The sequence below is a fragment of the Nocardiopsis mwathae genome, from assembly GCF_014201195.1.
GTDB classification, from domain to species: domain Bacteria; phylum Actinomycetota; class Actinomycetes; order Streptosporangiales; family Streptosporangiaceae; genus Nocardiopsis_C; species Nocardiopsis_C mwathae.
The window spans coordinates 4,497,549-4,520,628 of sequence record NZ_JACHDS010000001.1 but is presented as its reverse complement, the minus strand read 5'-3'; the positions used below and the strand labels follow the sequence as shown (position 1 = coordinate 4,520,628).

Here is a 23,080-nt window from a genome sequence, read left to right as displayed (position 1 = left end):
ACCCCCGCCCGATCGGACACCGCCCGATCGGACACCGCCCGATCGGACACCGGCCGATCGGACACCGGCCGATCGGTGGTATGTGCCCGGGCCCGCGGAGGACCTCCTCCGCGGGCCCGGGCTTCTCGCCACCGGTATCGTCCTGCCCACCCTGCGCATTACCGGCCGCGCGAAATCCGATGGGGTGGTGACAACTCGGCTACCGCCTGAAACGATTCCCCCGTACCCATCCCGATGACCCCGGGGCCCCGGCGCCGGGCAGGAGGGCAGGAGGTGCTCGGCGGTGGCGGCCCCTCGTTTCGGAGTACAGACCGGGCTGACCTATATCGGATGGCGACATGAACTGCAGGTCCCCGACCCGGGGCCGGCTCCCCGCCGCCCCGCGCCGCCCGACCGGGCCGCCGTCACCGACGAGTGGCGCGCCGCCCAGCGCCGCCTGGAGGCGCGCACCAACCTCCCCCTGCGGGCCCTTCTGGCCGCGCTGACCCTGGTGGCCCTCGTCTGCGTCGCCCTGTGGCCGCTGCGTATCCTCCCCGGCCTGCTCGCCCTGGGCCTGTGCCTGGCCTGCCTGGCCATGGCGGCGCCCCTCCTGGTCGCCCTGGTGCAGAGCCGCCAGGTGATGGCCGATCGGCTGCGCCGAGAGGAGGAGCGGCTGGCCGAGGTACAGGAGCGGCGCGAAGCCGAGCTGCGCGATCGTCAGGAGGAGCACGCCCGCCTGTACGCCGAATGGCAGGCCCGCAAGCGCGCCTTCGAGGCGCAGCCGCGCTGGTACGGCGTCCGGGTGCCCGACGACACCGGGACCGTGGTGGTCGCCGGAGGCACCGAGGCCGGATGGTCGGCGCTGCTCACCACCATCGGCGCCTCGCGGCTGCGCTGCGGACGCGACCTCACCGTCGTGGACCTCTCCGGCCGTGCCCTGGCCGCGGACCTGATGGCGCTCGTCAAGCGGGCCGGTATCACCCCGCGTGTCCGCGTCCTCCCCGCCGACCTGCAGCGGCTCCACCTGGGTACCGACCTCGACGGTTCGCAGCGCGCGCGGATCCTCTCCTCGGTGTCCTGTGCTCTGGACCCCAAGGCCGACATCGAGATCGACGAGATGCTGCTGCTCCGGATCCTCGACGTCATCGGTCCCGGCGCGAGCGTGTCCGCGCTCATCGGCGGCCTGCGCGCGCTGAGTGAGCCCGGGGACGGCGCCGCCGCCGGCGGCGGCGACCCCGCACTGAAGCTGCTCAGCCCGGAACAGCGCGCCGAGATCCGCGAGCGGTGCGGCGGCGGCACGTGCGGCAGCGACAGGTCCGTCATGGAGCGGGCGTGGGAGCTGGAACGCCGCATAGCCCCCTTCGAAGGCATCGGCACACGCTGCGGCGACGAACCCTACGCCCAGTTCAAGGTGATCGCCACGGACCGGGCATCGGGGGACGTCGCGGCGCGCGTGTACGGCACCTACGCGGTCGCCGCCCTGCGCGAACTGCTCGAACTGCGCGCGCGTGGCCCCGAGATCGCCCGTCGGCCGCTGCAGCCGTGGGCCAACACCATCGTGGTCTGCGGTGCCGACGCCCTCCCGGCAGCGGAGGTCGACCGGCTGGTCGGCGCGGCCACCTGGTCCGGCGCCGGGCTGGTGCTGATGCTGCGCGAGGTCGGCGAGCGCACGGCGCACCGCCTCGCCGCCCACGGGGTCTTCCCGGTGCTGATGCGCCAGCCCACCTCCGCCTCCGCGGCGCGCGCCGCCTCATGGCTGGCCACCGGCCGGGTGGCGGACTCGGCCGCCGCCGGAGCGGCCGTGGAGGCCGCCTCCGGCACCGACCTCCCGGCGACGGCCGACGGGCACGCGGAACCGGCCCCGGCGCGGCTCCCGATGCACCAGCTCACCGAGGTCATCGGCGAGGCGCTGAACGACGCCGTGGGCGGGGGTTACCTGGCGGAGGACGGCGAGGGCGTCACGGCTCCGGTTCCGGTGCGCACCGCGGCCCCGCCGGTCCCGCCGCTCGACCTGGTCCGCCACATCCGCGTGGCCTCCGTGTGGGGCCGCGCGACCACCCAGGCCACCGAGATCGGCGAGGCCGACGGCGCCGCGCCGGTCAGCGGCTACCCGGTCGACGGCCACGGCCTGCGCACCCTTCCGCCGACGGCGATGGTCGTGCCCGGAGCGGACGGGCCGGTGCTCGCCGACGCCAACCCGGGCATCCTGGCCCTGCCCACGGCCTCCCTCAGCACGGTGGAGGAGCCCGGCGGAGCGGCAGCCGACCACCCGGAGGCCGCCGGGTCGGCAGAAGCGGCAGAACCGGCGGGGCATGACGTGCGCACCCGGCCGGCGCCGCGCTCCAACGTCGGTCCGCCGCCCGAGCGACTCGATTGGCGCAAGGTCACCTGACGGCCCCGACCGCAGTCCCGTCGGCCCGGCCGGGCGACGTTCGACCGGGCCGACCTGGGGGCCCGGGCGTGCGCCCGCCGACGACGGAAACGGGTGCCCACCAGGCCTCCGCATCCCCTTTGGGTCCCGTTGGAGGCCAGGGGCAATAGGCTTAGGAGGCGTCGCCCAGGGCGCGGACGGCAGGTCGGTGTGACCGGTGCGGTGCGGCGAGCGCCGCCCTCGGCGGCCGTGCGGAGGAATCCCTGACCCGCCCGACATGCCCTGGCACCAGGCGTCTTTTCCCAACTGCCTCACCGGCAGCCACCTCCAGCAGCAATCTAGTGGGGATCATGAGCGAACTTCCCTTGCGCGCCCAACTGGCCGCGGTCTTGGGCAAGGGCGCGGCCACGCTGTCCCGGGCCACCGGGCGCGGCGACGGTTCCGTCATCGGCGGCCGGGTCGCGCTCAAGGTCGAGCCGGATCTGCTCGCCAAGCTCGCCCGCGGGCGAAGGCTGACGCTGGTCAGCGCGACCAACGGCAAGACCACGACGACCCGGCTGATCGCGTCGGCGCTGCGCGAACTCGGCGACATCGCGACCAACGAGCACGGCGCGAACATGCCGACCGGCCACATCACCGCCCTGGCGAACTCGCCGGAGGCCCGCAACGGCGTCCTTGAGGTCGATGAGAAGTACCTGCCGCAGGTGCTGCGGCAGACCAACCCGGCCGTCGTCGTGCTGATGAACCTGAGCCGCGACCAGATGGACCGCGCCTCGGAGATCAACCTCCTCGCCAAGAAGTGGCGCGACGCGCTGAGCCGCAGCGAGGCACACGTCGTCGCCAACGCCGACGACCCCCTCGTCGCGTGGGCGGGCCTGGGCGCGCGGCACGCCACCTGGGTGGCGGCGGGCCAGCGCTGGAAGGAGGACTCCTGGTGCTGCCCGGAGTGCGGTGGCCACCTCAAGCGCGATCCCGACCCGCACTGGGAGTGCCCTGAGTGCGGCCTGCGCCGCCCGGAGGCCACCTGGGCGGTCGACAACGACAACGACACGGTCACCGACTCCAACGGGCAGCCGATGCGGCTGGAGCTCGGCCTGCCCGGTGACGCCAACCGTGCCAACGCGGCCATTGCCATGGCCACCGCCGCCGCCTATGGAATCCACCCCAAGCAGTCGCTGCCGCGGCTGCGTGAGATCCGCTCGGTGGCCGGGCGCTACACGTCCGTCGTCACCGACGGCGTCGAGGTGCGGCTGCTGCTCGCGAAGAACCCGGCCGGGTGGCTGGAGTCGTTCGCCGTCCTCAGCCGGCCGCACGTGCCGGTGCTCCTGTCCGTCAACGCGCAGATCCCCGACGGCAAGGACACCTCGTGGCTGTGGGACGTCGACTACACGGTGCTGCGTGGGCGGCGCGTGTTCGTCATGGGTGAGCGCCGCACCGACCTGGCGCTGCGGCTGGAGACCGACGGCGTGCCGTTCGAGATCGCCGACACTGTCGGCGATGTCGTCACCCGGCTCAAGTCGGAGCAGTCCGGTATCACCATGGTCGACGTCATCGCCAACTACACGGCCTTCCAGCAGATCCGCACGGCCTACGGCCGTGTGCAGTAGGAGGGGGACCCCATGAGTGACTCCAGCAGCGCCCTGCGCATCGTCTGGATCTATCCCGACCTGCTCAGCACCTACGGCGACAAGGGCAACGTGCTGGTGCTGCGCCGCCGCGCCGAGCTGCGCGGAATCCCGGTCGAGGAGGTGCACGTGCACTCCAGCGATCCGGTCCCGGCCGAGGGCGACATCTACCTGCTGGGCGGAGGCGAGGACCGGCCGCAGATCCTCGCGGCCGAGCGGCTGCGCGCCGACGGCGGCCTCAAGCGGGCGGCGGAGCGCGGCGCCTGCGTCTTCTCGGTCTGCGCGGGTTACCAGATCATCGGCGAGACCTACGGCGACGACGCCGACAATCCGCTGCCGGGTGTGGGGATCATGGACATCCGTAGCGGCCGCGGCGAAACCCGGGGTGTCGGCGAGATCGTGGCCGACGTCGACCCGGCGCTGGGGGTCGGGCGGATCACCGGATTCGAGAACCACCAGGGCCGCACCGCCATCGGGGCGTCGGCCACACCCCTGTCGCAGGTCGTGACGGGCGTCGGAAACGACGGCCGGACCGAGGGTGCCTACCAGGGCCAGATCCTGGGCACCTACCTGCACGGCCCCGCGCTCCCGCGCAACCCCGCCCTGGCCGACCTGCTGCTGCGGTGGCGTGTCGGGCAGATCCCGCCGCTGGATCCGTCCTGGGGCGAGCGGCTGCACGAGGAGCGGCTCGCCGCAGCGCTGTAGCCGGAACCTGCCGGAGAGCGGTGCCGACGACGCGGCACCGCTCTCCCCCTACAGCAGGATCAGCAGCGTGGCGAGCAGGATCAGGGAGACGGGCAGCAGCCCGAACCCGACCAGCTCCTTGTTCCAGTCCGCGCTGATCTGCTCCTCTTCGGTGTGGGTGGAGATGTTGACCGGCTCCTCCTCGGTGCCCTCGATCACCACGGCGCCGTCGTCGTCGCGGCGGATCAGGCCGCCGACGAACAGCTCCTGCCCGGGGCGGATGACCCACTCCTTGTAGGTGCAGCCCGGGATGAGTGCGGCGGGGCCGAGCACCGTGGTGCTCGTGCACTTCTTCCGGTCGGTCCCTTCACCCACCGCGGCCAGCTGGGCGGGGGAGAGGATGTCACTCGGCGGCTTCTCGCTGGCGATGAACTCGTCGATGCTGATCTCGGCGTCGTCGACGTCGGCCCAGTCGGGGGCGCACAGCACGCTGCCGGTCTCGTCGACCAGCGTGAAGGGTTCGTGGGAGTGCAGGGCGAAGAGCCGCTCCACCTCAAGGCGGTCGCCCGGCCCGCGATCCTCCCGGTAGTGGTGGTGGGTGATCTCCACCCGGAACCAGACACACGGGGTCTGCGAGTAGGGAGCGGTGAGCAGGCCCTCCGGCCCCTCCGCGGCGGTCGCGTTGATCTCGGCCCGCACGGGCAGCCGCTGGCACGCCTGCAGACCGCCCGCCGTGTAGGCGGGGGTCTGTTCGATCCGTCGGCGGTGCCGGTGGGCCTTCACCGCGCGTAGCCACAGGAAGGCGCTGAAGCCGACCAGGGCCAGCGCGATCAGCTGGAGTGTCGGGGCTATTCCATCCACGGTGTCGTCCTCGTGAACCGATGAGAATCACTGACTGTTCCGGCTGGTCGTCGACCTACCGACCAGTACCGAATCCATCTGTATCCCTGGTAGAAGCCGTCGGGCAATGATTCGGGGTGTACAGGTTTCGCTAAGAAAGGTCCTGGGTAACGCGCTCTGTCCTGTTCCCAGCCCATGGCGGAGCCTCCCCTGGCGGTGGCCCGGTCAACAGTGAGATGCGGGACACCGTTCCCCGGTTCGCGGAAGTGATCGAACGCACATACATACAAGGATAGGGCCGGTGCGATGCCCGGCCCAAGGGTCGTGTCCGTTTGCGGCCGCCCGCTCACAAGCAGGTGACCAGGTGTTTTCCCGGTGGAGGCGGGCAGCCCGCCGGGCTGCCCGCCTCCACCGGGGATTCACGCGGGGCGCCGCCTGAGGCTGATCCGGGCGTTGGCGCCGGTGTCCGGGGAGACGATGACCTCCTGGGCGGCGGCGATGCCGTCAACGGTGAAGTCGGCATCGACCGGGACGTTGCGCTTCAGCAGCCCGAGCGCGATCGGCCCGAGCTCGTGGTGCCGGGCGGAGGAACCCGCGGTGCCCACGGCGCGGCCGTCGAGCTCGACAGGTGCCCCCCGCGCGGGCAGGCGCTCGGCGGTGCCGTCCAGGTGCAGCAGCACCAGGCGGCGCGGTGGGCGGCCCAGATTGTGCACCCGGGCGACGGTCTCCTGACCCGGGTAGCAGCCCTTCTCCAGGTGGACGGCGCTGCCGATCCAGTTCATCTCGTGCGGGATGCTGCGATGGTCGGTGTCCAGCCCGAGCCGGGGGCGGTGCCCGGCGATGCGCCGCGCCTCGTAGGCCCACATCCCCACCGGGCGGACTCCGGCGGCGGTCAGCGCGTCGGCCACAGGGGCGAGCGAGTCGGCCGGCAGGAACAGGTCGGCCTCGTCCCCTGTATGCCGCACCGGGGCGTCGTCGCCCAGCCGGTCGGCGGCGGCCGCCAGCGCCTTCTCCAGGTCGGGGCCGGCCAGGGTGAGCACCCGGCGGTCGGGGGAGAGGTCCTCCACTTCCACGCGCAGCATGAACCGCATGGAGTCGAGGAACGCGGCCAGGTCGGCCGCGGCACCCGGCTCGGTGTGCGCCCACACGGCCGTGCCGTCGTCGAGAACCGACAGGTGGAACCGGATGTGCCCCTTGGTGTCCAGAACCAGGGCCTCGGTGGCGGTGCCCGGCGCGATGCCGTCCAGGTACTGGCTGGTGAGGCTGTGCAGCCAGCTCAGGCGGTCGGGGCCGGTCACCCGGACGACACCGCGGTTGGAGCGGTCGATCCATCCGGCGGACCCGTCGAGCGCCCGGCCCTCCTGGGCGGGCTCCCCATAGTGTGCGGCGACGTCGGCGTCGGGGGACTCTGCGGCGACGGCCCCGGCGCGCGTCAACAGCGGCGAAGTCATACCCCCGAGCCTATGCCGTGTCGGCGCCGATGTCCGCGCCGCTCAGCCTGCCCCGCTCCGTCTCCGAGTCGACGGCGGGTGAGCGGCACCCGCGGCAGCGCCCGACCACGGTGAGGTGGCGGGCGTCGGCCTCGAAGCCGATGTCCCGGCGCAGCCGTTCCACCAGCGAGTCGGCGAAGTCGAGGGCGGTGTCGGTGACCTCGCCGCAGTCCCGGCACACCACGTGTAGGTGGTCGGCCTCCTCGGCGAGGTGGTAGGCGGGGGCGCCCGGTCCGAGGTGGGTGTGTGTGATCAACCCGACCTTCTCCAGCACGTCGAGGGTCCGGTAGACGGTGGAGAGGTTGAGCCCGGCCGCGGTCTTCTGCACTTCGGTGCAGATGGCGTCGGGGGTGGCGTGTTCCAGTTCCCGGACGGCTTCGAGCACCAGCTGCCGCTGCGGGGTCACGCGGTAGCCGCGGGCACGCAGCTCTTCGCGCCAGGTTGGGTGCGACATGCCTCCGAGTCTAGGCGGTGGCGGGGTGACGCCCGCCACTGACGGAAGCCGCCCCGGCGCGGCGAAAAAGTACTTGCCTGGCCGAGCGCACCGCGCATAACGTCGGACTCACGCAGGAAAGGAGGTGGTCCTGACAGTGAATGCTCTTAGGACTCGCGAGGTGTCCGCCCGCTAGGGCGACACGAGAAATCGGATCGCCCTGGCGAATCCAATGTGGACACCCGGATCCCCGGGCAGCCGGACCTTGTCCTGCCGGCCCCGCCGTACAGCGGAGGGAAGCGCCCGGGGATCCGTCATGCCCGCATCGGGGTCCCGGCCCGACGCGGGCATCGCCGTTCTCGGCCGATGCGGCTACGTCGCGGCCTGCTTCAGCTGTGCCGACATGTAGGAGCGCAGGTCGTGGCCGCTCGCGGCCACGTCCCACGCGTAGCCCAGCGTCTCGCGGTTGTCCCCGAACAGGCCGTAGAGCCGGTGCCCGGCCGTGACGTGCTTGCCCGTCTCGGTGCGCAGCACCGCGTCGGTGGACATCTCCACGCGGTTGGCGAAGATGTTGCCGAGGTAGACCTCGGTGTAGCCCTCGGGGTGCGAGATGAGCACCTCCAGATGGATCGCCGGAGTGCCGGGGGACGGCTCTCCGCCCTGCTCCGCGTCCGAGGGCCGGATCCGCCAGAAGCCGGACTCGGAGGTCACGAAGTCGCCGAGCGAGCCGTCCTCCTTGATCCGCCATACGCGGCTGCGGTAGTTCAGGTACGGCTCTCCGTCGTGCGTGAACTCGATCTCCTGGCCGAACTGGAACTCGTCCATGCCCGGGTAGCCGGCGACGCCGACACCTTCCCAGCGACCGATCAGGAACGACAGCTTCTCAAGATCGGGGTGCACCTCAGACTGCATAATCCCCGAGCGTAGCCGCGCTCCGGGGGTGACCGGTGCACGCCGGGGCGGCGGGTCCCCCGCCGCCCCGACCGAATCGTCGGCTGTCGGAGTCCGTTGCTGGTGAGGGTGTGACGCCCGTCCGGTGGAGATCGCCCCTACCGACCCGAGGCCACCCGATACGGTCGACGCGCGACCCACCACCGGGATCGCCCCGCGGCGGGGGCGATGTGCCCGGACACGGCTTGTCTTCCCGCTTCCGGCGTGTTATCAATCTGTAATTTACGGTTCTGTCGTTCGCGTCGGGTATCAACAGTGTTCGTCCCCGACCTGGGAAATCGGCCGCGAACCGGAGCGCTAGCGGGAATCCGCCGCTACGTCCGCCCCCGCGGAACCTGGTAAAGAAGATGCCGGTGCCACGACACATCGTGGACGGCGAGTCACAGAAAAGAGGCGGCCCGTGTTGCTGGCGATCGGGGTAGTGCTGCTGATCGGCGCCGCGATCCTGGCACCCCTGGCCTTCCGGGCGGTGCGCAGGTGGTCGCTGCAGCGCGGCATCGCCGAGGCGCGCCCGCGTGCGCTGGCCACGTGTGCCGGTCGGCTGGTCACCGTCTCCGGCACCGCCGTACCCGGCCCCGGCGGCGTCATCGAGTCGGGCCTGGCCAGTGCGGAGTGCGTCTGGCACGGCCACGAGGTGCTCCGCCACTACTGGGCGCTGACCCGCAACGCCGAGACCACCGAGCGCGACCGCGAGCGCGCCTCCGACTCCATCGCCGACTACGGTTCCACCGAGCTGTTCGGGATCGTCGGCCCGGGGAGCAGTGGTGAGGATCGGCCGGTCCTGATCGACCCCGAGGACGCCGCGCTGTCCGGAGCCCACATGTGCCTGCAGCGCGTCGTCGGGCGCCCGCAACCGGGTGTCCCGGCCCCCGCCGACGACCTGCTGCCGCGGGTCAAGAGCCGGATCTCCGGGCTGTTCCGCGGCGAGACCATCGAGTTCGAGTACCGCGAGTGGGTGCTGCGCCCCGGCGACCCGATCGTCGTGCACGGCCGCCTGGAGATCCGCGACGGCCGCCCGGTGATCACCGCCCCGCTCGACGGCCGCCTCCGCATCGAACAGGGCACCGACCGCCCCGAAGCCCCCTCCGCCCACCGTGCCACCGACGCCCTGCTGCTCAGTGGCAGCGCCGTCGTCACCGCCTGCACCGGTGTGCTCCTGGTCCTGGCCGGAGCCTGAGGGCCGATCGAGGGGGCGCGCAGCAGCACCCGTTCCGGGGCCGCTCCCGGCCGCAGGCGGCGCGGGACTACTCTTGCCCCATGAGTCGCTCATTGGTGATCAAGGCCACGTCCGGTGAGGATGCCCCGGAGCGGTGCAATCAGGCGTTCACGGTCGCGGCCGCGGCGGTGGCCAGCGGTGTCGACGTGTCGCTCTGGCTCACCGGTGAAGCCTCCTGGTTCGCCGTCCCCGGCCGTGCGGCGGCCTTCTCACTGCCGCACTCCCCGCCACTGGCCGACCTGCTGGCGGGGGTGCTGGCCGGTGGCCGGGTCACCGTCTGCACCCAGTGCGCCGCCCGTCGCGACCTCACCGGGGACGACCTGATCGCCGGCGTCCGCATCGCCGGAGCCCCCACCTTCGTCGAAGAGGCGACCGACGACGGCGTCCAGGCCCTCGTCTACTGACCGCACCCCTCCCCCTTCTCCGCTGAACTCGGAGATACCGGGGTCGAGATCGCCCGGGACACCCCGGCGCCCCGACATCAACGGTGAAGGCCCGCGCCCCGGCGCGGGGTGCGGGCCTTCACCGGGCGGTCGTTCGGCGCGCCTACTTCTTGCCCTGGTTCTTCACGGCCTCGATCGCGGCCTTGGCGGCCTCGGGGTCGAGGTACTCGCCGCCGCTCTTGCGCGGGGTGAAGTCGTCGTTGAGCTCGTAGACCAGCGGGATGCCCGTCGGGATGTTCAGCCCGGAGATGGTCGCGTCGTCGATCCCGTCCAGGTGCTTGACCAGCGCGCGCAGCGAGTTGCCGTGCGCCGCCACCAGGACGGTGCGCCCCGCGGCCAGGTCCGGCACGATCTCGTCGTACCAGTACGGCAGCATCCGGTCGACCACGTCGGCCAGGCACTCCGTGCGCGGCATCAGCTCCTCGGGGAGCTGGGCGTAGCGGCGGTCGCCGGCCTGGGAGTAGGTGTCGCCGTCGGCGATCGGCGGCGGGGGCGTGTCATAGGAGCGGCGCCAGACCATGAACTGCTCGTCGCCGTACTCCTCGCGCGTCTGGGCCTTGTCCTTGCCCTGCAGCGCGCCGTAGTGGCGCTCGTTCAGCCGCCAGGTCCGCCGCACCGGAAGCCAGTGCAGGTCGGCCTCCTCCAGGGCGAGGCTGGCGGTGCGGATCGCGCGCTTGAGCAGCGACGTGTGCACGATGTCGGGGCGGAGGTCGGCCTCACGCAGCAGCTTGCCGCCCCTGCGCGCCTCCTCCTCGCCCGTGGCGGAAAGATCGACGTCCACCCAGCCGGTGAACAGTCCTTCGGCGTTCCAGACACTTTCGCCGTGTCGAAGCAGAACCAGAGTCCCCATGCCGGCCAGCCTAGCGAGTCGCCGACAGCGCCCTGACCTCGGGCGCCGGGTTCGGCCACCACCTCCCCGGCGGGTCAGCCGGGGCCGGGGCTCTCGATCAGATGCCGGAACGCCTCCAGGTTGCGCAGGCTGTACCCGCTGCTCTCGCGCCAGGCCCACTCCTTGCGGATGGCCGAGGCGAACCCGCGCTCCAGGGCGGCGTTGAAGTTCTCGTCCGAGTAGGTCAGCACGCAGCCCAGCAGCCGGTCCACCTCGTGCGGGGTGACCGCGGACAGCGGGATCCGGCCGGAGATGTAGACGTCGCCGTGCTCGTCGGCGGAGAACGCCATCCCGTACATGTCCGCGTTCAGCTGGGCCAGCCAGCGGTAGAACACGCCCTCGTTCTCGTCCGGGCGGCGGCAGAAGAACGTCTTCACCAGCAGGCTGTGCGCCCCGACGTGGAGCCAGACCAGCGTCTTGAGCTTGCGCAGACCGGGGAGGGCGACCAGGAACGCCTCGGGGCGCGGGCGCTCCGCGTCGAGGTCCGCCTCCTTGACGGCGGTCTCGATCGCGGCGATGGCGTCGGCCTGCTCCTGCGTCGGCATGGTGTCCCTTGTCGGTAGCGGTAGCGGTGTCGGTGTCCCTGGGGCGCGGGCCGGCCCTCCGGGCGTCCGCCGCGGCGCCGGTCGGCGGGGCTACTGGCAGGCCGCGACCGGAAGCCGCTCGGTGACCAGCGTCCCACGGTAGACGTCCAGCAGCCCGTCCACCGTCGCCGACCAGCTCAGCGTAGCGGCGTGGCCCACCCCGGCGGCGCCCAGGGCGTCGCGCCACGGCCGTTCGGCGATCAAGCGGTGCAGCACCCGCGCGTAGTCGGCGGGATCGTGACCGTCGACGAGCACGCCGGACACGCCGTCGCGCACTGCCGTGGGCAGGCCGCCCACCCGCGCCGCGACGACGGGGGTACCGCACGCCTCGGACTCGACGGCGACCAGGCCGAAGGACTCCGAGTGCGACGGGACCACGGTCGCGGTGGCCGCTCGGTAGTAGTCGGCCAGCGCCGCACGCGAGCGCGGCGGCTCCATCCGCACCACGTCGGCGATCCCCAGTGACCGGGCGAGCTCGGCGAGGCGGCGCGGCTCGGCGACATCGGCGCCGGACTGGCCGCCGACGACCGCGACCACGAGCCGGTCGCGCAGGGCGGGGTCGCGCAGCAGCAGCTCCGCGGCGGCGCGCAGCAGCACATCGGGCGCCTTGAGCCGCTGCACGCGGCCGACGAACAGCAGCAGTTCGGTGTCGGGCGAGAGGCCGATGCGGCGCAGCGCTTCGGCGCGCGGGCCGGGGGTGAACATGTCCAGGTCGACTCCGGGCGCCACGGTGCTGATCCGGGCCGGGTCGGCGCCGTAGTGGGCGGCGAGCTGGGCGGCTTCGTCGGCGGTGTTGGCCACCAGGTGGTCGGCCTGCCGGACGAGGTGGTCCTCGCCGCGCACCCGCGCCTCGGGCTCGGGGGTGTCGCCCCGGGCCAGCGCGAGGTTCTTGACGCGGGCCAGCGTGTGCATCGACTGCACCATGGGCACGCCCCAGCGGTGCGCGGCGGCGAGCCCGGCGCGGCCGGACAACCAGTAGTGGCCGTGGACGAGGTCGTAGTGGCCCGGCGCGTTGCGGGCCTCGGTGCGCAGGACGCCGAAGATGAACGGGCACAGGTAGTGGGCCAGCGCCTGCTTGTCCAGTGCGCCGAACGGCCCTGCGGGGACGTGCCGGACGGTGACCCCGGGCGCCATCTCGACCTCGGGCGGCTGGTCGGGGCGGGTGGCGCGGGTGAAGACGTCGACGGCGACGCCGCGCTCGGCGAGCCGCTTGGCGACCTCGACGACGTAGACGTTCATGCCGCCGGCGTCGCCGGTGCCGGGCTGTTCGAGCGGGGAGGTGTGCAGGCTGACGGTCGCGACCCGGCGGGGCAGCACAGGCTCCCCGTACTCGGGTTCCGCGGGTGCCACCCCGGGCTGACACACCCCTCGAACGTCCGCGACCACTGTTGCTCGTCCCCCTCTGCTGCCGGCCGTGCCCGCCTCGCACAACACCGGGGGCGGCGGGGGGTGTTCCCGGCCGCCGACGTGATGTGCGCCCAGCCATCCCATGATGGGGGCCGGGCAGGGCGCCGCGTGCGGGCGGGGTCGCGTTTACGTCCGGTCCGGGGCTGCCCACTGTTCGACGAGGAAGTCGACGGCTTCGGGGAAGGTCCCGGTCCAGGTGTCGAAGTCGTGGTCGCCCTCGGGGAAGGAGGTGCGCACGGTCATGTCGCGCTCTTCGAGCAGTCGCTCGAAGCGGCGCGCCTCGCCGTGGATGCTGCCCTCCTGTAGCGGGGTGCGGTCGTCGGTGCCCTCGATGAGCATGAAGCGGATGTCGTGGACGTCGGGGTCGTCGAGCAGCCGGTCGGGGGCGTGGTCGGCCGCGACGGTCGCGGGATCGTCGCCGAACGTGCCGCTCGGGTCGTCGACCCGGAAGTATCCGGCCCAGCTGATGGCCTGGGAGTAGAGCTCGGGGTGGCGCAGGGGGATGGCCGCCGCCCCGTAGCCGCCCATGGAGAAGCCGCCGATCGCGCGCAGTGAGCGGGGGCGGCGGTGGTCGCCCTCGACGGCCTCGATCGCCTTCTGCGTCACGAACGTCTCGATCTGGAAGCTGCCGTCGACGGCGTCGCCCCACTCGGTGTCGGCGCCGCCGATCTCCTGACCGAAGGGCGCGGCGATGACGAACTCCACGCCGCTGCGGCACATCTCCTCGTCGAGCAGCGGCCCGGCGTCGGCCTCCATGATGGACCGGTGCGTGCCGGTGGACCCGTGCAGCAGGTAGAGGACGGGCAGGTCGGCGCTGTCCGGTCCGGGTGGGCGGCGGACCCAGATGGGCCGTCCGTCGTCGGGGGCGCCGGGGTCGGGGACGGTGAGGATCTCGTCCTCGCCGGGTTCGGTGCAGACGGCGACCTCGCCGGGTCGGGAGTTGAGGGCCGGGCCGATGCTCTGCGCGTCGGTGTCGGCCGCGGTGGCGGGTGCGGCCGCCGGGGGCAGCTCACCGGTGTGCGACTCGGTGACCCGGAACGCGGCGAGGGTGCCCGCGAGCGCGACGACGAGCGACGACGACACCAGGATCAGGGTCCTGCGGGAGAAGGTCGTGAACACACCGAGATCCTAGGGAGTGGGGATGGTTCCGATGCCCGTCCGCATCGGGGGGTCGGGGCGGTCCGGCGCCGCGCCTCCGCGCCGGGGCGTCGAAGGGTAGGCGTCGGGCTACCAAATGTAGTCGATGGGGTGCGGGACCCAGTGTGGGACGGCGGGATTCCGGCCACGGGCCGAAGTCGGACCGCGGGCTAGTGATCCGTCGGGTGGTCCTCGGTGGCCGCACGCTCGAACGCCGCGTAGACGTCGGTGTCGGAGAGAACGAAACGTACCTCGTCCACGGTGGTCAGCGTGTCGCGGACGGTGCGCAGGGCGATGCGGGCGGCGTCGTCGGCGGGCCAGCCGAAGGCGCCGGTGGAGATCGCGGGGAAGGCGACGCTGTGCGCTCCGAGCGACTCGGCGACCCGCAGCGACGCGCGGAAGCAGGAGGCGAGCACCTCGGATCTGTCCTCCTCGGCGCTGTGGACGGGCCCGACGGTGTGGATGACCCACCGGGCCGGCAGCCGCCCGGCCGTCGTCGCCACGGCCTGTCCGGCCGGGAGCCCGTTCACGTATGAGGAGGCGCGCAGCACCCGGCACTCGGCGAGGATCTCCGGCCCGCCCTTTCGGTGGATGGCGCCGTCCACGCCCCCGCCGCCGAGCAGGGAGGAGTTGGCCGCGTTCACGACCGCGTCGACCTCCTGCTCGGTGATGTCGCCCTGCACCAGCTCGATGTCCACGGTCGGCCTCCTCGCGGAGTCCCCCTCGACTCCTCTGTGTAGTCGATGCCCTCTCTCCGTCACGTTAATCAGGGGAAAGCGGGGGTGGCCGGGGTGCGCGGGGCGAGGGAGACGCGTTCCGATCCTCCGGCGAAAAAGGCGATAGGGATCTATCCGCGGGGTGCGACGTGGTGTAGTACTACCGACGGTAGACTTGGGGCTATGAATCGGCTCGGAGACCTTGAACGCGCGGTGATGGATGTACTGTGGGCACAGGACGAGCCGTTGACAGTGCGTGAAGTGGGTCGGGCCCTCGCCGATCGCGACCTAGCCCACACCACGGTGATGACGGTGCTCGACCGACTCGCCAAGAAGGGCGTCGTCTCCCGCGACAGGGAGGGGCGCGCGTGGCGCTACCGCCCGGCGGCCAGCCGGGAGAGCTACGTCTCGGAGCTGATGTACGACGCGCTTGGCGAGACCGGCGACCGCGACGCCGCCCTGGCGGCCTTCGTGCGGTCCATGAGCGGCGACGAGGCCGAAGCGCTTCGCCGCGCGCTCGCGGAAGCGGATCTCGACGAGCCAAGGACGTAGCCGTATGGTCAGTGCCGCTTTGCTCACCGTCATCGCGGTCGGCTGTCTCATCGCGGCGGCACGCCTCAGACACGCATCGTGGCCCGTCCGCGGCCCCTACGTCGCCGTCATCGCATGGCAGGCGCTGGGGCTGGCCTGGGGCATCTCCACGATCGGCGCGCTGCTCGCGTTCGGTCTCGCCCCCTATGAGCGCGGGGTCTTCGGTGGCCTCATCTCCCTGTTCCACGACGCCGCCTCGCACGGCCTGTACCTGTCCGTGATCGCCGGGACCACCTTCGGCTCCGCGCAGATCGCGGCGATCGTGCTGGCGTTCGGCCTGACCACCCTGCTGTTCTGCGGGCTGGTCGCCTCCTTCGTGCAGGTGCTGCGGACCCGGCGGCGCCACCACGACCTGCTGGGCCTGGTCGCCCGCGACGACCCCGAGGTTCCCGGCGCCCGCATCGTCGACCACCCGGCGGCGGCCGCGTACTGCCTTCCCGGCGTGCTGCGCTCCCAGGTGGTCATCAGCGCCGGCGCGCTGCGCGTGCTGGGCCGCGACGAGCTCGCCGCGGTGATCGCCCACGAGCACGCCCACCTGCGCCAGCGCCACGATCTCGTCCTGCTCCCGTTCTCCTCGCTCAAGCGCGCGTTCCCGCACGTGAAGCTGGTCGAGACCTACTACAGCTCGGTCGCCCTGCTCATCGAGATGTGCGCCGACGACCAGGCCGGCCGGGAGCGCTCGCCCAAGCAGCTGGCGATGGCGCTGGTCCGGTTCGGCACGTCGGGTTCCGGCCAGGTCCCGGCGGGGGCGCTGGCCGCCGTCGCCGACCAGCCCGAGGTCGTCGCCCGTGTCTCGCGCCTGCTCAACCCGGTCGGCGAGCTGTCGCGCCGGGCCACCGCAGCCGTGCTCGGCTCGGCCTCGGTGCTGATGCTCACCACCATGGGGCTGTGGCATCTGCCCATGTGAGCGCGCTAGCGTGGCGTAAGGTCCGGTACCCGGGCGGCTCGGCGGGGCCGAGACGGCGCGGGCACGATCCGGACGCGGTCCGCGTTGTATCGGGGAGAAGGCGGTTCCCCTTCCGGCCGGGGATCCCATCGTCACGTCAATGGTTCGGAGCGGCTCGTGCTCGGCAGTTCGATCGGTTTCGTCTGGCAGATCATCTACATCGCGATCTTCGTCACGACCCTGTACGCGTTCATCGAGGCGCTGCGCGTCCCCGCACAGGCCTACCCCGCGATGGACAAGCAGACCAAGGGCCTGTGGGTGGGGATCCTCGGCGTCGGCGTGTTCATCTCCCTGAGTGCGGCGCTGTCCGCCTACGGCTTCTTCACCTTCCTCGCCCTGGTCGCCTCACTGATCTTCCTGCTCGACGTCCGCCCGGCGGTGCGTGGGATCGGCCGCAACGACGGGCCCTACGGGCCGTGGTAGCCGCTCGACCGCGGGGTGGCGCGCCACGCGTCTGACGGCCGCCAGCGCCGCCTCGGCATAGGCGGGGTCGCGGGTGTAGAAGGAGTGGCCGAGCACGGGCGGCGGCAGCGCCTCACCCTCCCTCGGGTCGTAGTGGCGCGGGTCGGGGATCGGCTCGGCGAACCCGACGGACCGCGGCTCGCCGTCGCGCTCCACCTCGATCGGGCCGCCGATGGGGTCGGTGGCGCGCCACAGGTTCCGCCAGTGCTCCACACGGCCGTCCAGGTCGCCCAGGGCGCGCGGGCCGAAGTAGGCGGGGAAGTAGCGGGCGTAGAGCCGGTACAGCGGGGAGCCGTGGGTGAGGAGCACGACGTGCGGGCGGCACCGGGCCGGTAGCTGCCAGGCCGTCGCCGCCGCCAGCACCGACCCCTGGGAGTGCCCGGACAGCACCACCCCGATCCCTCGGGCGGTCTTCCCGGCGACGCGGGCCACCAGCTGCGGCACCGCGCGCTCGGCGTACGAGGGCGGCGCCAACGGGTGGGCGGCGCGCGGCCAGAACGTCCCGATGTCCCACAGCACGCCGACCACCTGACGCGTCGGCTGGTCGCGGTAGGCGCTGCCGCCGACCACCACCAGTGCCACGAGCAGCAGTCCGCCCAGCCACGACCCGACCGTCACCATGGCCGTGACCGTGACCTGGATCCACCCGGTCGCGCCCGAGACCGCCATGGCCGGGTCGCCTGCGGTGTCCGGCCCCACCGACAGCCGTCCGGTCAGCATCGAGTAGCCGACCAGCAGGATCAGCGCGGCCACCGGCAGCAGGAACGCCGCGATGACGGCGGCCAGTGTCTCGGTGGCGCCGCCGAGGGTGCGGGCGGCGGCCAGGTGGCGGGTCCGCCGCAGAGCCGGGTCGCGCTGGTAGAGCGCGGCCACGACGTCGGTCTCCCGCCGGGTACGGGCGCGCATCACCCGCCACAGCACGGCCCCCGCGGCCAGTGCGATCACCGCCTCCATGGTGAAGGCGAGCTGCAGCCAGGCGAACGCGCCCGGGGCGCGCAGCGGGATGCAGCCGGTCTCCTCGGCGCCCGGGTAGTAGCAGCCGCCCAGCAGCCCGGCGGCCTGGAAGACGACGGCGGCGGTGAAGACGCCCCCGAGCAGCGTGCCGAGCGCGGCTGCGGTCGGACCGGCGACGCCGCGCATCGCGATGTCGGTGTGCGCGGGGCGGGCCCGGTACAGCACGACCGCGCAGACCAGCAGCAGGACGCCCAGCGCGCACTGCGCGACGAACAGCATGTTGAGGCCGATGCCGAACCCGGGCAGGCGGCCCTCGGCCGCCCACCCCGGGCGCGGCAGGAGCACGTAGACCAGTGTGGCGGCGAGCAGGGCCAGTGCGATGTCGCGCAGTACCCGGCAGAACCGGTCGGCGAACCCGTTCCACCGCGGGTCGGTCCCGGGGATGAGGACGCACAGCGAGCTCAAGCTGAACGTGGCGGCGAGCAGGACGGACAGGACCGTGCCGACCGTGACCGCCGCGGTCGTGCCGCCGACGCGGTCGTAGCCGAGCGCGGGCGCCAGCAGCAGTGTGGTCACGGCGGCCACGGCCGCGGCGACATGTGCCGAACGCAGCCGCCCCATGGTCAGGCTGTTCTGCCAGAACTCCGGGTCGCTGAGCGGCGCCACCCGCCGGTGAACGGGCTTGTAGGGCGGTTCGACGACCTCGTAGACGCTCTCGGTCCGCCGGGAGAGCCGCCACAGCAGCGCCACCACCGCGAGCGGGAGCAGCGCCCCGATCGCCAGCGCGCGGCCGGGCTCCGCCATCGGCGCCTCGGGTGCGGACAGGAAGCCGAGTAGCGGGCGCAGCTCGGCGCACCTCTCGCCGTAGCCGGAGCACTGCCAGGCCACGAGGTCCATCCCCACCCCGGCGGCGCCCAGAGTGAGCAGCACGGTGAGGCTCAGCGCGAGCAGCCGCACCGAGAGCCCGTAGCCGGCGTCGGCGAGGCGGCACAGGAGGCCGGGGCGGTCGTCGGGCCGCCCGGGGCGCATCCAGTAGGCCATGTTGACCAGTGTGAAGGGCAGCAGGAGCAGCCACAGGGCGCGCGAGGCGCGACCGGAGGTCAGGTTGCCCCAGGCGAAGATCTCCCGGGGGACGCCGTCCTCCATCTCGGTGTCGGGTTTGCGCCGCCACCGGAAGAACCCGGCCAATCCGTCGCCGGACACGCGCATCGCCGGCTCGACGTCGAGGAGCTCTTCGGCTTCTCCGCCACTGACCCCGTGGATGCGCAGTTCGACCGCGCGCTCATCCGGCATGGTTCCGATTTTCACATGTTCGGTCGAGAATGAGACGGCTCAGAAGCGTCCTTTCGGAGCGTTGCGGAGCCGTCTGTGGGCGCCGTTACTGGAGTAGTCCCTCGTCCTGTTCCGCCCACGTGTTGCAGTGGCCCGGGCTCTGGCCGGTCAGCCCCTCCTCCAGCCAGTAGCGGCTGTTCCTCGCCGACCCGTGGGTGCGCTCGTCCTCGGGCCCGTTCTCGCGGTCGGCGGTGGCCTTGGCGTCCTCCAGGACCGTCGCGCGGTCGGCGTCGGTGAGCGGATAGGTGACCCGCACAGAGCCGAGGAACGCCCCGGCGAAGCAGTTGGCCTGCAGCTCGCTCTTGCGGGTCCAGGTGTTCTGCGCGTCGCGATCATCCTCCTGGCCGCGCCGTTCGTGGTAGTACTCCAGCAGCCCCGACTCGCCCTGCACGTGGTGGCCGTACTCGTGGGCGATCAGCGACGCGTAGACGACGCCGTCCTCGGCCTCGTTCCACTTCTTCACGACGTCGGTCACACCGATGTAGATACCGGTGTCGGCCCGGCAGTAGAACGCCCCGGCGGCCGACGGGTAGTCGCGGCACGGGCTGGTGCCCGGCTCGCGCCAGAAGAACCGCCGCGGCGGGTGAAAGGGGATCCCCGCCCGGTCGAACTGACGGCCCCACACGTCGTCCAGGCAGTCGGCCATCGTGTTGAGGAAGCCCTCCACGGAGTCCGGGTCGTCGACGTCGAGTTCGGGGGCGGGACACGGCAGCGGCGAGAGCCGCCCGGTGTCGTACAGCGGGTTGGCGACCAGGGCCGCCTTCCCCGCCGGGCGCCGCGCGTCGGCCACGCCCGCCTCGGGGGTGCCGCGCAGGTCGCCCGTGTCGCCCGTGTCTCCCGTGTCTCCCGGGGCCGAGCCGGAGTACGGAGGTGCGCCCGCCTCACCTGTCCCGGCCGACTCGGGCACGCCGGTGGTCGCGTTCCACGCGAGTGCGGTCAGCGCCAGCACGAAGACGGTGAGCGCCGCGTACAGCGCCGGGCGGCGGCCGGGCAGGAGCCACCCGCCGAGGCGCCCTGTGGCACCCCGGCCGACCGGGTCCTGGTCATCCCAGCCCGGTTCCACGTTCGTCCGCCGTCATTCGACCAGGTCCTCTCGGGCGATCCAGGTGTTGCACGCGGCCGGATCGCCCAGGTCCATGCCGTGCGCGGTCCACATCCCGCCGTTCTCGGGTGAGCCGTGCGTGCGGTCGCCCGGGGTGTAGTCACCGCGGCGCTCGGCGTCTTCGAGGATATTCGCACGCTCGCGGTCGGTGATCGGGAAGGTGCGGCCGACCGAGTTCAGGAACGCGCCGCCCAGGCAGTTGGCCTGCAGCTCGCTGCGGCGCGTCATCAGGTGGCGGTCCTGCGCACTGTCCTGGCGGCTGCGCGCGCTGTGGTAGTAGCCCAGGATCCCCGCCTCGCCCTGCACGTGGTGCGCGTACTCGTGGCTCAGCAGGAACGTGTAGGCCTCGGGGTGGCGGCTGTCGCCGGAGTTGCGCACGATGTCCTCGACACCGAGGTAGAGGCCCTTGTTGGCCTGGCAGTAGAACGCTGCCGTGCCCTCGGCCGGGAAGTTGCCGCACGGGCTCTGCCCGGCCGCGTACCAGTAGATCCGGCTGGGGTTCTCGAACGGCAGGTCCGTCCCGGCGAACTCCTCGCTCCACGCCTCGTCGAGGCAGTCGGTCATCTCGTGCAGGAACGCGGCCATCGACTCCGGGTCATCGGGGTCCAGGTCGGGAGCGGGGCACGCCACCTCGGTCAGGGCGCCGCCCTCGTACAGCGGGTTGTCGGTGAGGACCGCGGGACCCTCGGCGACCGCGCCGCCCCCGGCCGGGGGACCTGCCACGGCACCGGCGGCGGGCCGCCCGGAGTCGGCGAACACCGCCGACACGCTGACGAAACCGGCCAGGCCGATCGCCGACAGGCCGGTGAGCAGCACCATCGTCACCACCGGGTTGAGTCGCCGCCGCCGGGCGCGCGCGTATTCCGGCAGCTCGTAGCGCCGGGATTCGCGCCCCCGCACGCCGTCCGGGCGTGCGCTCGTGCTCGCCGTGGCCAACGCCGATCCACCCCCTCAGCCGTTCCGGAGCTGTCGGCGGTGCGCCCGCCATCCCCGCCGACAGCAGGTCGGGCGCGAGAAGTCGCGCCCGACCCGAACGATTATGACGGGTATGGCGGTGATGTGCCGCTTCCCGTCCCCAATCCGTGACCGGCCGGTATCACGCCGGTCGAACCGAGCGGATAGGCTCACTCGCCATGTGGTGGGTTCGGATCATGCGCCCGGCGCGCACCGCCGCAGCCGTGGCGGCGGTCGGCATGGGTGCCGCCGCCCTTCTCGCACCCGCACCCGCAGCCGCGGCGCCGAGCCAGTCGCAGCCCTCGACCGCGCCGCCCAACCACGCCGTCGTCCCCTCCGAGCGCGACGACCGCATCGTCAACAACGTCTCGCTCCGCCTCGACGACCACGGTGTCCTGCACGGCAGGGAGACCCTCTCCTTCGGCGACACCCCTCCGGAGGGGTTCACCCGCACGTTCGCCACCCGCGAACCCTATGACGAGGACAACGACCGGCTCTACCGGATCGACGGGATCACCGCCGAGACCGCCGACGGCACCGCCGTCGAACTCGCCGTCGACGAACACCGCTCCACCACCGACGTCCGGTTCGACCCCGACGGCACCACCACCGTCGTCCTGCGCTACCAGGTGCGCGGCGTCATGGACGAGGTCGGCCAGGGCGTCGAGCTGGGGTGGACGGCCGTCGGCGGCTACAGCGCCCCCGTCGCCGAGACCAACGTGGTCGTCGACGCGCCCCGGCCGCCCGTCGCGCTGTCGTGTGCCGCCGGGGAGCAGCGCAGCTCCATCTACTGCACCTCCTCCGACATGGGCGGCCACCAGGCACTGGTGGCGCGCTTCCTGCAGGCCGACCTCGCACCCGGGGAACGGCTCGACATCGCCGTCGGCTACCCCGCCGGGACAGCGCCCGGCGACCCCGTGCTGGACCGCAGCTGGTCGCTGAGCTCGGCGTTCGCCATCACCCCCTGGACCACGAGCATCTTCGGGGTGCTGCTGGTGGTCCTCGTCGGCGGCCTCATCACGCTGATCCGCATCCGCGGCCGCGACGAGCGCGCCGTGCGCGTGCACGCCGCGGCAGGCGACCACGCCCCACTGCAACCCGGCGTCGGCGAGCCCGGCGGCGTCCGCTTCCACCCGCCCGACGACGTCCACCCGGGGCAGATCGGCACACTCATCGACGAGCAGGTCAACGTCGTCGACCTCACCGCCACCGTCGTCGACCTCGCGGTGCGCGGGCACCTCACCATCCGCGAGCTGCCGCACGCCCAGTTCTCACCCGTCGACTGGAGGCTGGAGCAGAACCCCGCCCCCGCCGACGACGCCCTGCTGCCCTACGAGCGCAAGCTGCTCGACGCCCTGTTCCACCAGTGGCACCAGGTGAAACTCTCCGAGCTGGGGCGCAGCGGTTTCGCCGACCGGCTCACCGACGTCCGCGACGAGCTCTACCGCGACATGGTGCGGCTCAAGTGGTTCGCCAACCGGCCCAACGTCGAGCGCAGCAGCTGGGCCACGGTCGGCATCGGCCTTACCGCCGCGGGCGTCGTCCTCACCGTGCTGCTCGCGATCTTCACCACCGCCGCGTTCACCGGGCTGGCCGTGGTCATCGCCGGAGCCGCCGTCACCGTCGGCGCGCAGTACATGCCGGCCAAGACGGCGTTGGGCAGCACCGTCTACGCGCACACCCTGGGCTTCCGCGCCTACCTGCTCGGCGCCGACACCGGCGGCGTCCCACCGGGCCAGCGGGTCCGGCTGTTCTCCCGGTACCTGCCCTACGCGATGATCTTCGACAACGTCGAGCGGTGGGCCGGCATCCTCGCTTCGGCCGGCACCGAGGAGATGCAGGGCGACGCGCTGCCGTGGTACGTCGGGCCCGACGACTGGACGCTGGCGGACTTCGCCGACTCCATCAAGACGTTCACCCTGACCCTGGCGGGGGTCATCTCCAACGCCCGCCAGTTCCGGAACCTCGTGTGAC

21 protein-coding genes are annotated in these 23,080 nt (G+C 72.5%); 9 read left to right on the top strand and 12 right to left on the bottom strand.

What is annotated here, in order from left to right; all coding sequences use genetic code 11:
* The first annotated feature begins 283 nt into the window (after positions 1 to 283).
* The 3 genes from HNR23_RS19745 (at position 284) to HNR23_RS19735 (ending at position 4,680) form a co-directional block, all read left to right on the top strand.
* Positions 284 to 2,371: a hypothetical protein gene (locus HNR23_RS19745; protein ID WP_184077588.1), complete on the top strand. Its 2,088-nt coding sequence runs from the start codon at positions 284 to 286 to the stop codon at positions 2,369 to 2,371.
* A 329-nt stretch (positions 2,372 to 2,700) separates the two neighbouring features.
* Positions 2,701 to 3,957, top strand: coding sequence for a MurT ligase domain-containing protein (locus HNR23_RS19740; RefSeq protein ID WP_184077586.1), 1,257 nt, complete (start codon positions 2,701 to 2,703; stop codon positions 3,955 to 3,957).
* Positions 3,958 to 3,969: 12 nt separating this feature from the next.
* Positions 3,970 to 4,680, top strand: coding sequence for a type 1 glutamine amidotransferase (locus tag HNR23_RS19735; protein WP_184077584.1), 711 nt, complete (start codon positions 3,970 to 3,972; stop codon positions 4,678 to 4,680).
* Positions 4,681 to 4,728: 48 nt separating this feature from the next.
* On the opposite strand, the gene HNR23_RS26980 is transcribed toward HNR23_RS19735, so the two are convergent.
* The 4 genes from HNR23_RS26980 to HNR23_RS19715 form a co-directional block, all read right to left on the bottom strand.
* Complete coding sequence (locus tag HNR23_RS26980) at positions 4,729 to 5,520, bottom strand: GIDE domain-containing protein (protein ID WP_184077582.1); 792 nt, start codon at positions 5,518 to 5,520, stop codon at positions 4,729 to 4,731.
* A 398-nt stretch (positions 5,521 to 5,918) separates the two neighbouring features.
* Positions 5,919 to 6,950 carry a CAF17-like 4Fe-4S cluster assembly/insertion protein YgfZ gene (gene ygfZ / locus HNR23_RS19725; protein WP_184077581.1) on the bottom strand — a complete coding sequence of 344 codons (1,032 nt, stop codon included), beginning with the start codon at positions 6,948 to 6,950 and terminating at the stop codon, positions 5,919 to 5,921.
* 10 nt (positions 6,951 to 6,960) lie between these two features.
* Positions 6,961 to 7,443 carry a Fur family transcriptional regulator gene (locus HNR23_RS19720; protein WP_184077579.1) on the bottom strand — a complete coding sequence of 161 codons (483 nt, stop codon included), beginning with the start codon at positions 7,441 to 7,443 and terminating at the stop codon, positions 6,961 to 6,963.
* A gap of 351 nt (positions 7,444 to 7,794) precedes the next feature.
* Complete coding sequence (locus HNR23_RS19715; protein WP_184077577.1) at positions 7,795 to 8,334, bottom strand: nitrobindin family protein; 540 nt, start codon at positions 8,332 to 8,334, stop codon at positions 7,795 to 7,797.
* Positions 8,335 to 8,773: 439 nt separating this feature from the next.
* Here HNR23_RS19715 and HNR23_RS19710 point away from each other — a divergent pair, with 439 nt between their 5' ends.
* Complete coding sequence (locus tag HNR23_RS19710; RefSeq protein ID WP_184077575.1) at positions 8,774 to 9,550, top strand: GIDE domain-containing protein; 777 nt, start codon at positions 8,774 to 8,776, stop codon at positions 9,548 to 9,550.
* 80 nt (positions 9,551 to 9,630) lie between these two features.
* A complete protein-coding gene (locus tag HNR23_RS19705; RefSeq protein WP_184077573.1) occupies positions 9,631 to 9,993 on the top strand; it encodes a DsrE family protein in 363 nt (120 codons plus the stop codon).
* Positions 9,994 to 10,135: 142 nt separating this feature from the next.
* Here HNR23_RS19705 and HNR23_RS19700 read toward each other — a convergent pair whose 3' ends face one another.
* The 5 genes from HNR23_RS19700 to HNR23_RS19680 form a co-directional block, all read right to left on the bottom strand.
* The gene (locus HNR23_RS19700) at positions 10,136 to 10,882 is read right to left on the bottom strand and encodes a phosphoglyceromutase (RefSeq protein WP_184077571.1); all 747 of its coding nucleotides are present in this window, start codon (positions 10,880 to 10,882) and stop codon (positions 10,136 to 10,138) included.
* A gap of 74 nt (positions 10,883 to 10,956) precedes the next feature.
* On the bottom strand, positions 10,957 to 11,466 hold the full coding sequence (locus HNR23_RS19695) for a YbjN domain-containing protein (protein WP_184077569.1): 510 nt from the start codon (positions 11,464 to 11,466) through the stop codon (positions 10,957 to 10,959).
* Between the two features lie 90 nt (positions 11,467 to 11,556).
* On the bottom strand, positions 11,557 to 12,855 hold the full coding sequence (gene mshA / locus HNR23_RS19690; protein ID WP_343070625.1) for a D-inositol-3-phosphate glycosyltransferase: 1,299 nt from the start codon (positions 12,853 to 12,855) through the stop codon (positions 11,557 to 11,559).
* A 183-nt stretch (positions 12,856 to 13,038) separates the two neighbouring features.
* The gene (locus tag HNR23_RS19685) at positions 13,039 to 14,031 is read right to left on the bottom strand and encodes an alpha/beta hydrolase-fold protein (protein WP_184077565.1); all 993 of its coding nucleotides are present in this window, start codon (positions 14,029 to 14,031) and stop codon (positions 13,039 to 13,041) included.
* A 188-nt stretch (positions 14,032 to 14,219) separates the two neighbouring features.
* Entirely contained in the window at positions 14,220 to 14,747 is a 528-nt protein-coding gene (locus tag HNR23_RS19680) for an O-acetyl-ADP-ribose deacetylase (RefSeq protein WP_184077563.1), read from the bottom strand.
* Positions 14,748 to 14,948: 201 nt separating this feature from the next.
* Between HNR23_RS19680 and HNR23_RS19675 the strand changes: the two genes are divergently transcribed.
* The 3 genes from HNR23_RS19675 to HNR23_RS19665 all read left to right on the top strand — a co-directional run bounded on the left by HNR23_RS19675 (position 14,949) and on the right by HNR23_RS19665 (position 16,725).
* Positions 14,949 to 15,317, top strand: coding sequence for a BlaI/MecI/CopY family transcriptional regulator (locus tag HNR23_RS19675; RefSeq protein WP_184077561.1), 369 nt, complete (start codon positions 14,949 to 14,951; stop codon positions 15,315 to 15,317).
* A 4-nt stretch (positions 15,318 to 15,321) separates the two neighbouring features.
* The gene (locus tag HNR23_RS19670) at positions 15,322 to 16,263 is read left to right on the top strand and encodes a M56 family metallopeptidase (RefSeq protein WP_184077559.1); all 942 of its coding nucleotides are present in this window, start codon (positions 15,322 to 15,324) and stop codon (positions 16,261 to 16,263) included.
* A 156-nt stretch (positions 16,264 to 16,419) separates the two neighbouring features.
* Entirely contained in the window at positions 16,420 to 16,725 is a 306-nt protein-coding gene (locus HNR23_RS19665; RefSeq protein WP_184077557.1) for a DUF2516 family protein, read from the top strand.
* On the opposite strand, the gene HNR23_RS19660 is transcribed toward HNR23_RS19665, so the two are convergent.
* From HNR23_RS19660 to HNR23_RS19650, 3 genes are all read right to left on the bottom strand, one after another.
* Positions 16,648 to 19,011 (bottom strand): hypothetical protein, encoded by a 2,364-nt coding sequence (locus HNR23_RS19660; RefSeq protein WP_184077555.1) that lies wholly within the window; start codon positions 19,009 to 19,011, stop codon positions 16,648 to 16,650. The two genes, HNR23_RS19665 and HNR23_RS19660, sit on opposite strands and share 78 nt — an antisense overlap.
* Before the next feature lie 85 nt (positions 19,012 to 19,096).
* Positions 19,097 to 20,044, bottom strand: coding sequence for a neutral zinc metallopeptidase (locus tag HNR23_RS19655; RefSeq protein ID WP_246422385.1), 948 nt, complete (start codon positions 20,042 to 20,044; stop codon positions 19,097 to 19,099).
* Between the two features lie 81 nt (positions 20,045 to 20,125).
* Positions 20,126 to 21,088: a neutral zinc metallopeptidase gene (locus HNR23_RS19650; protein WP_246421810.1), complete on the bottom strand. Its 963-nt coding sequence runs from the start codon at positions 21,086 to 21,088 to the stop codon at positions 20,126 to 20,128.
* A gap of 197 nt (positions 21,089 to 21,285) precedes the next feature.
* Between HNR23_RS19650 and HNR23_RS19645 the strand changes: the two genes are divergently transcribed.
* The gene (locus tag HNR23_RS19645) at positions 21,286 to 23,079 is read left to right on the top strand and encodes a DUF2207 domain-containing protein (RefSeq protein ID WP_184077553.1); all 1,794 of its coding nucleotides are present in this window, start codon (positions 21,286 to 21,288) and stop codon (positions 23,077 to 23,079) included.
* Position 23,080 lies beyond the last annotated feature (1 nt).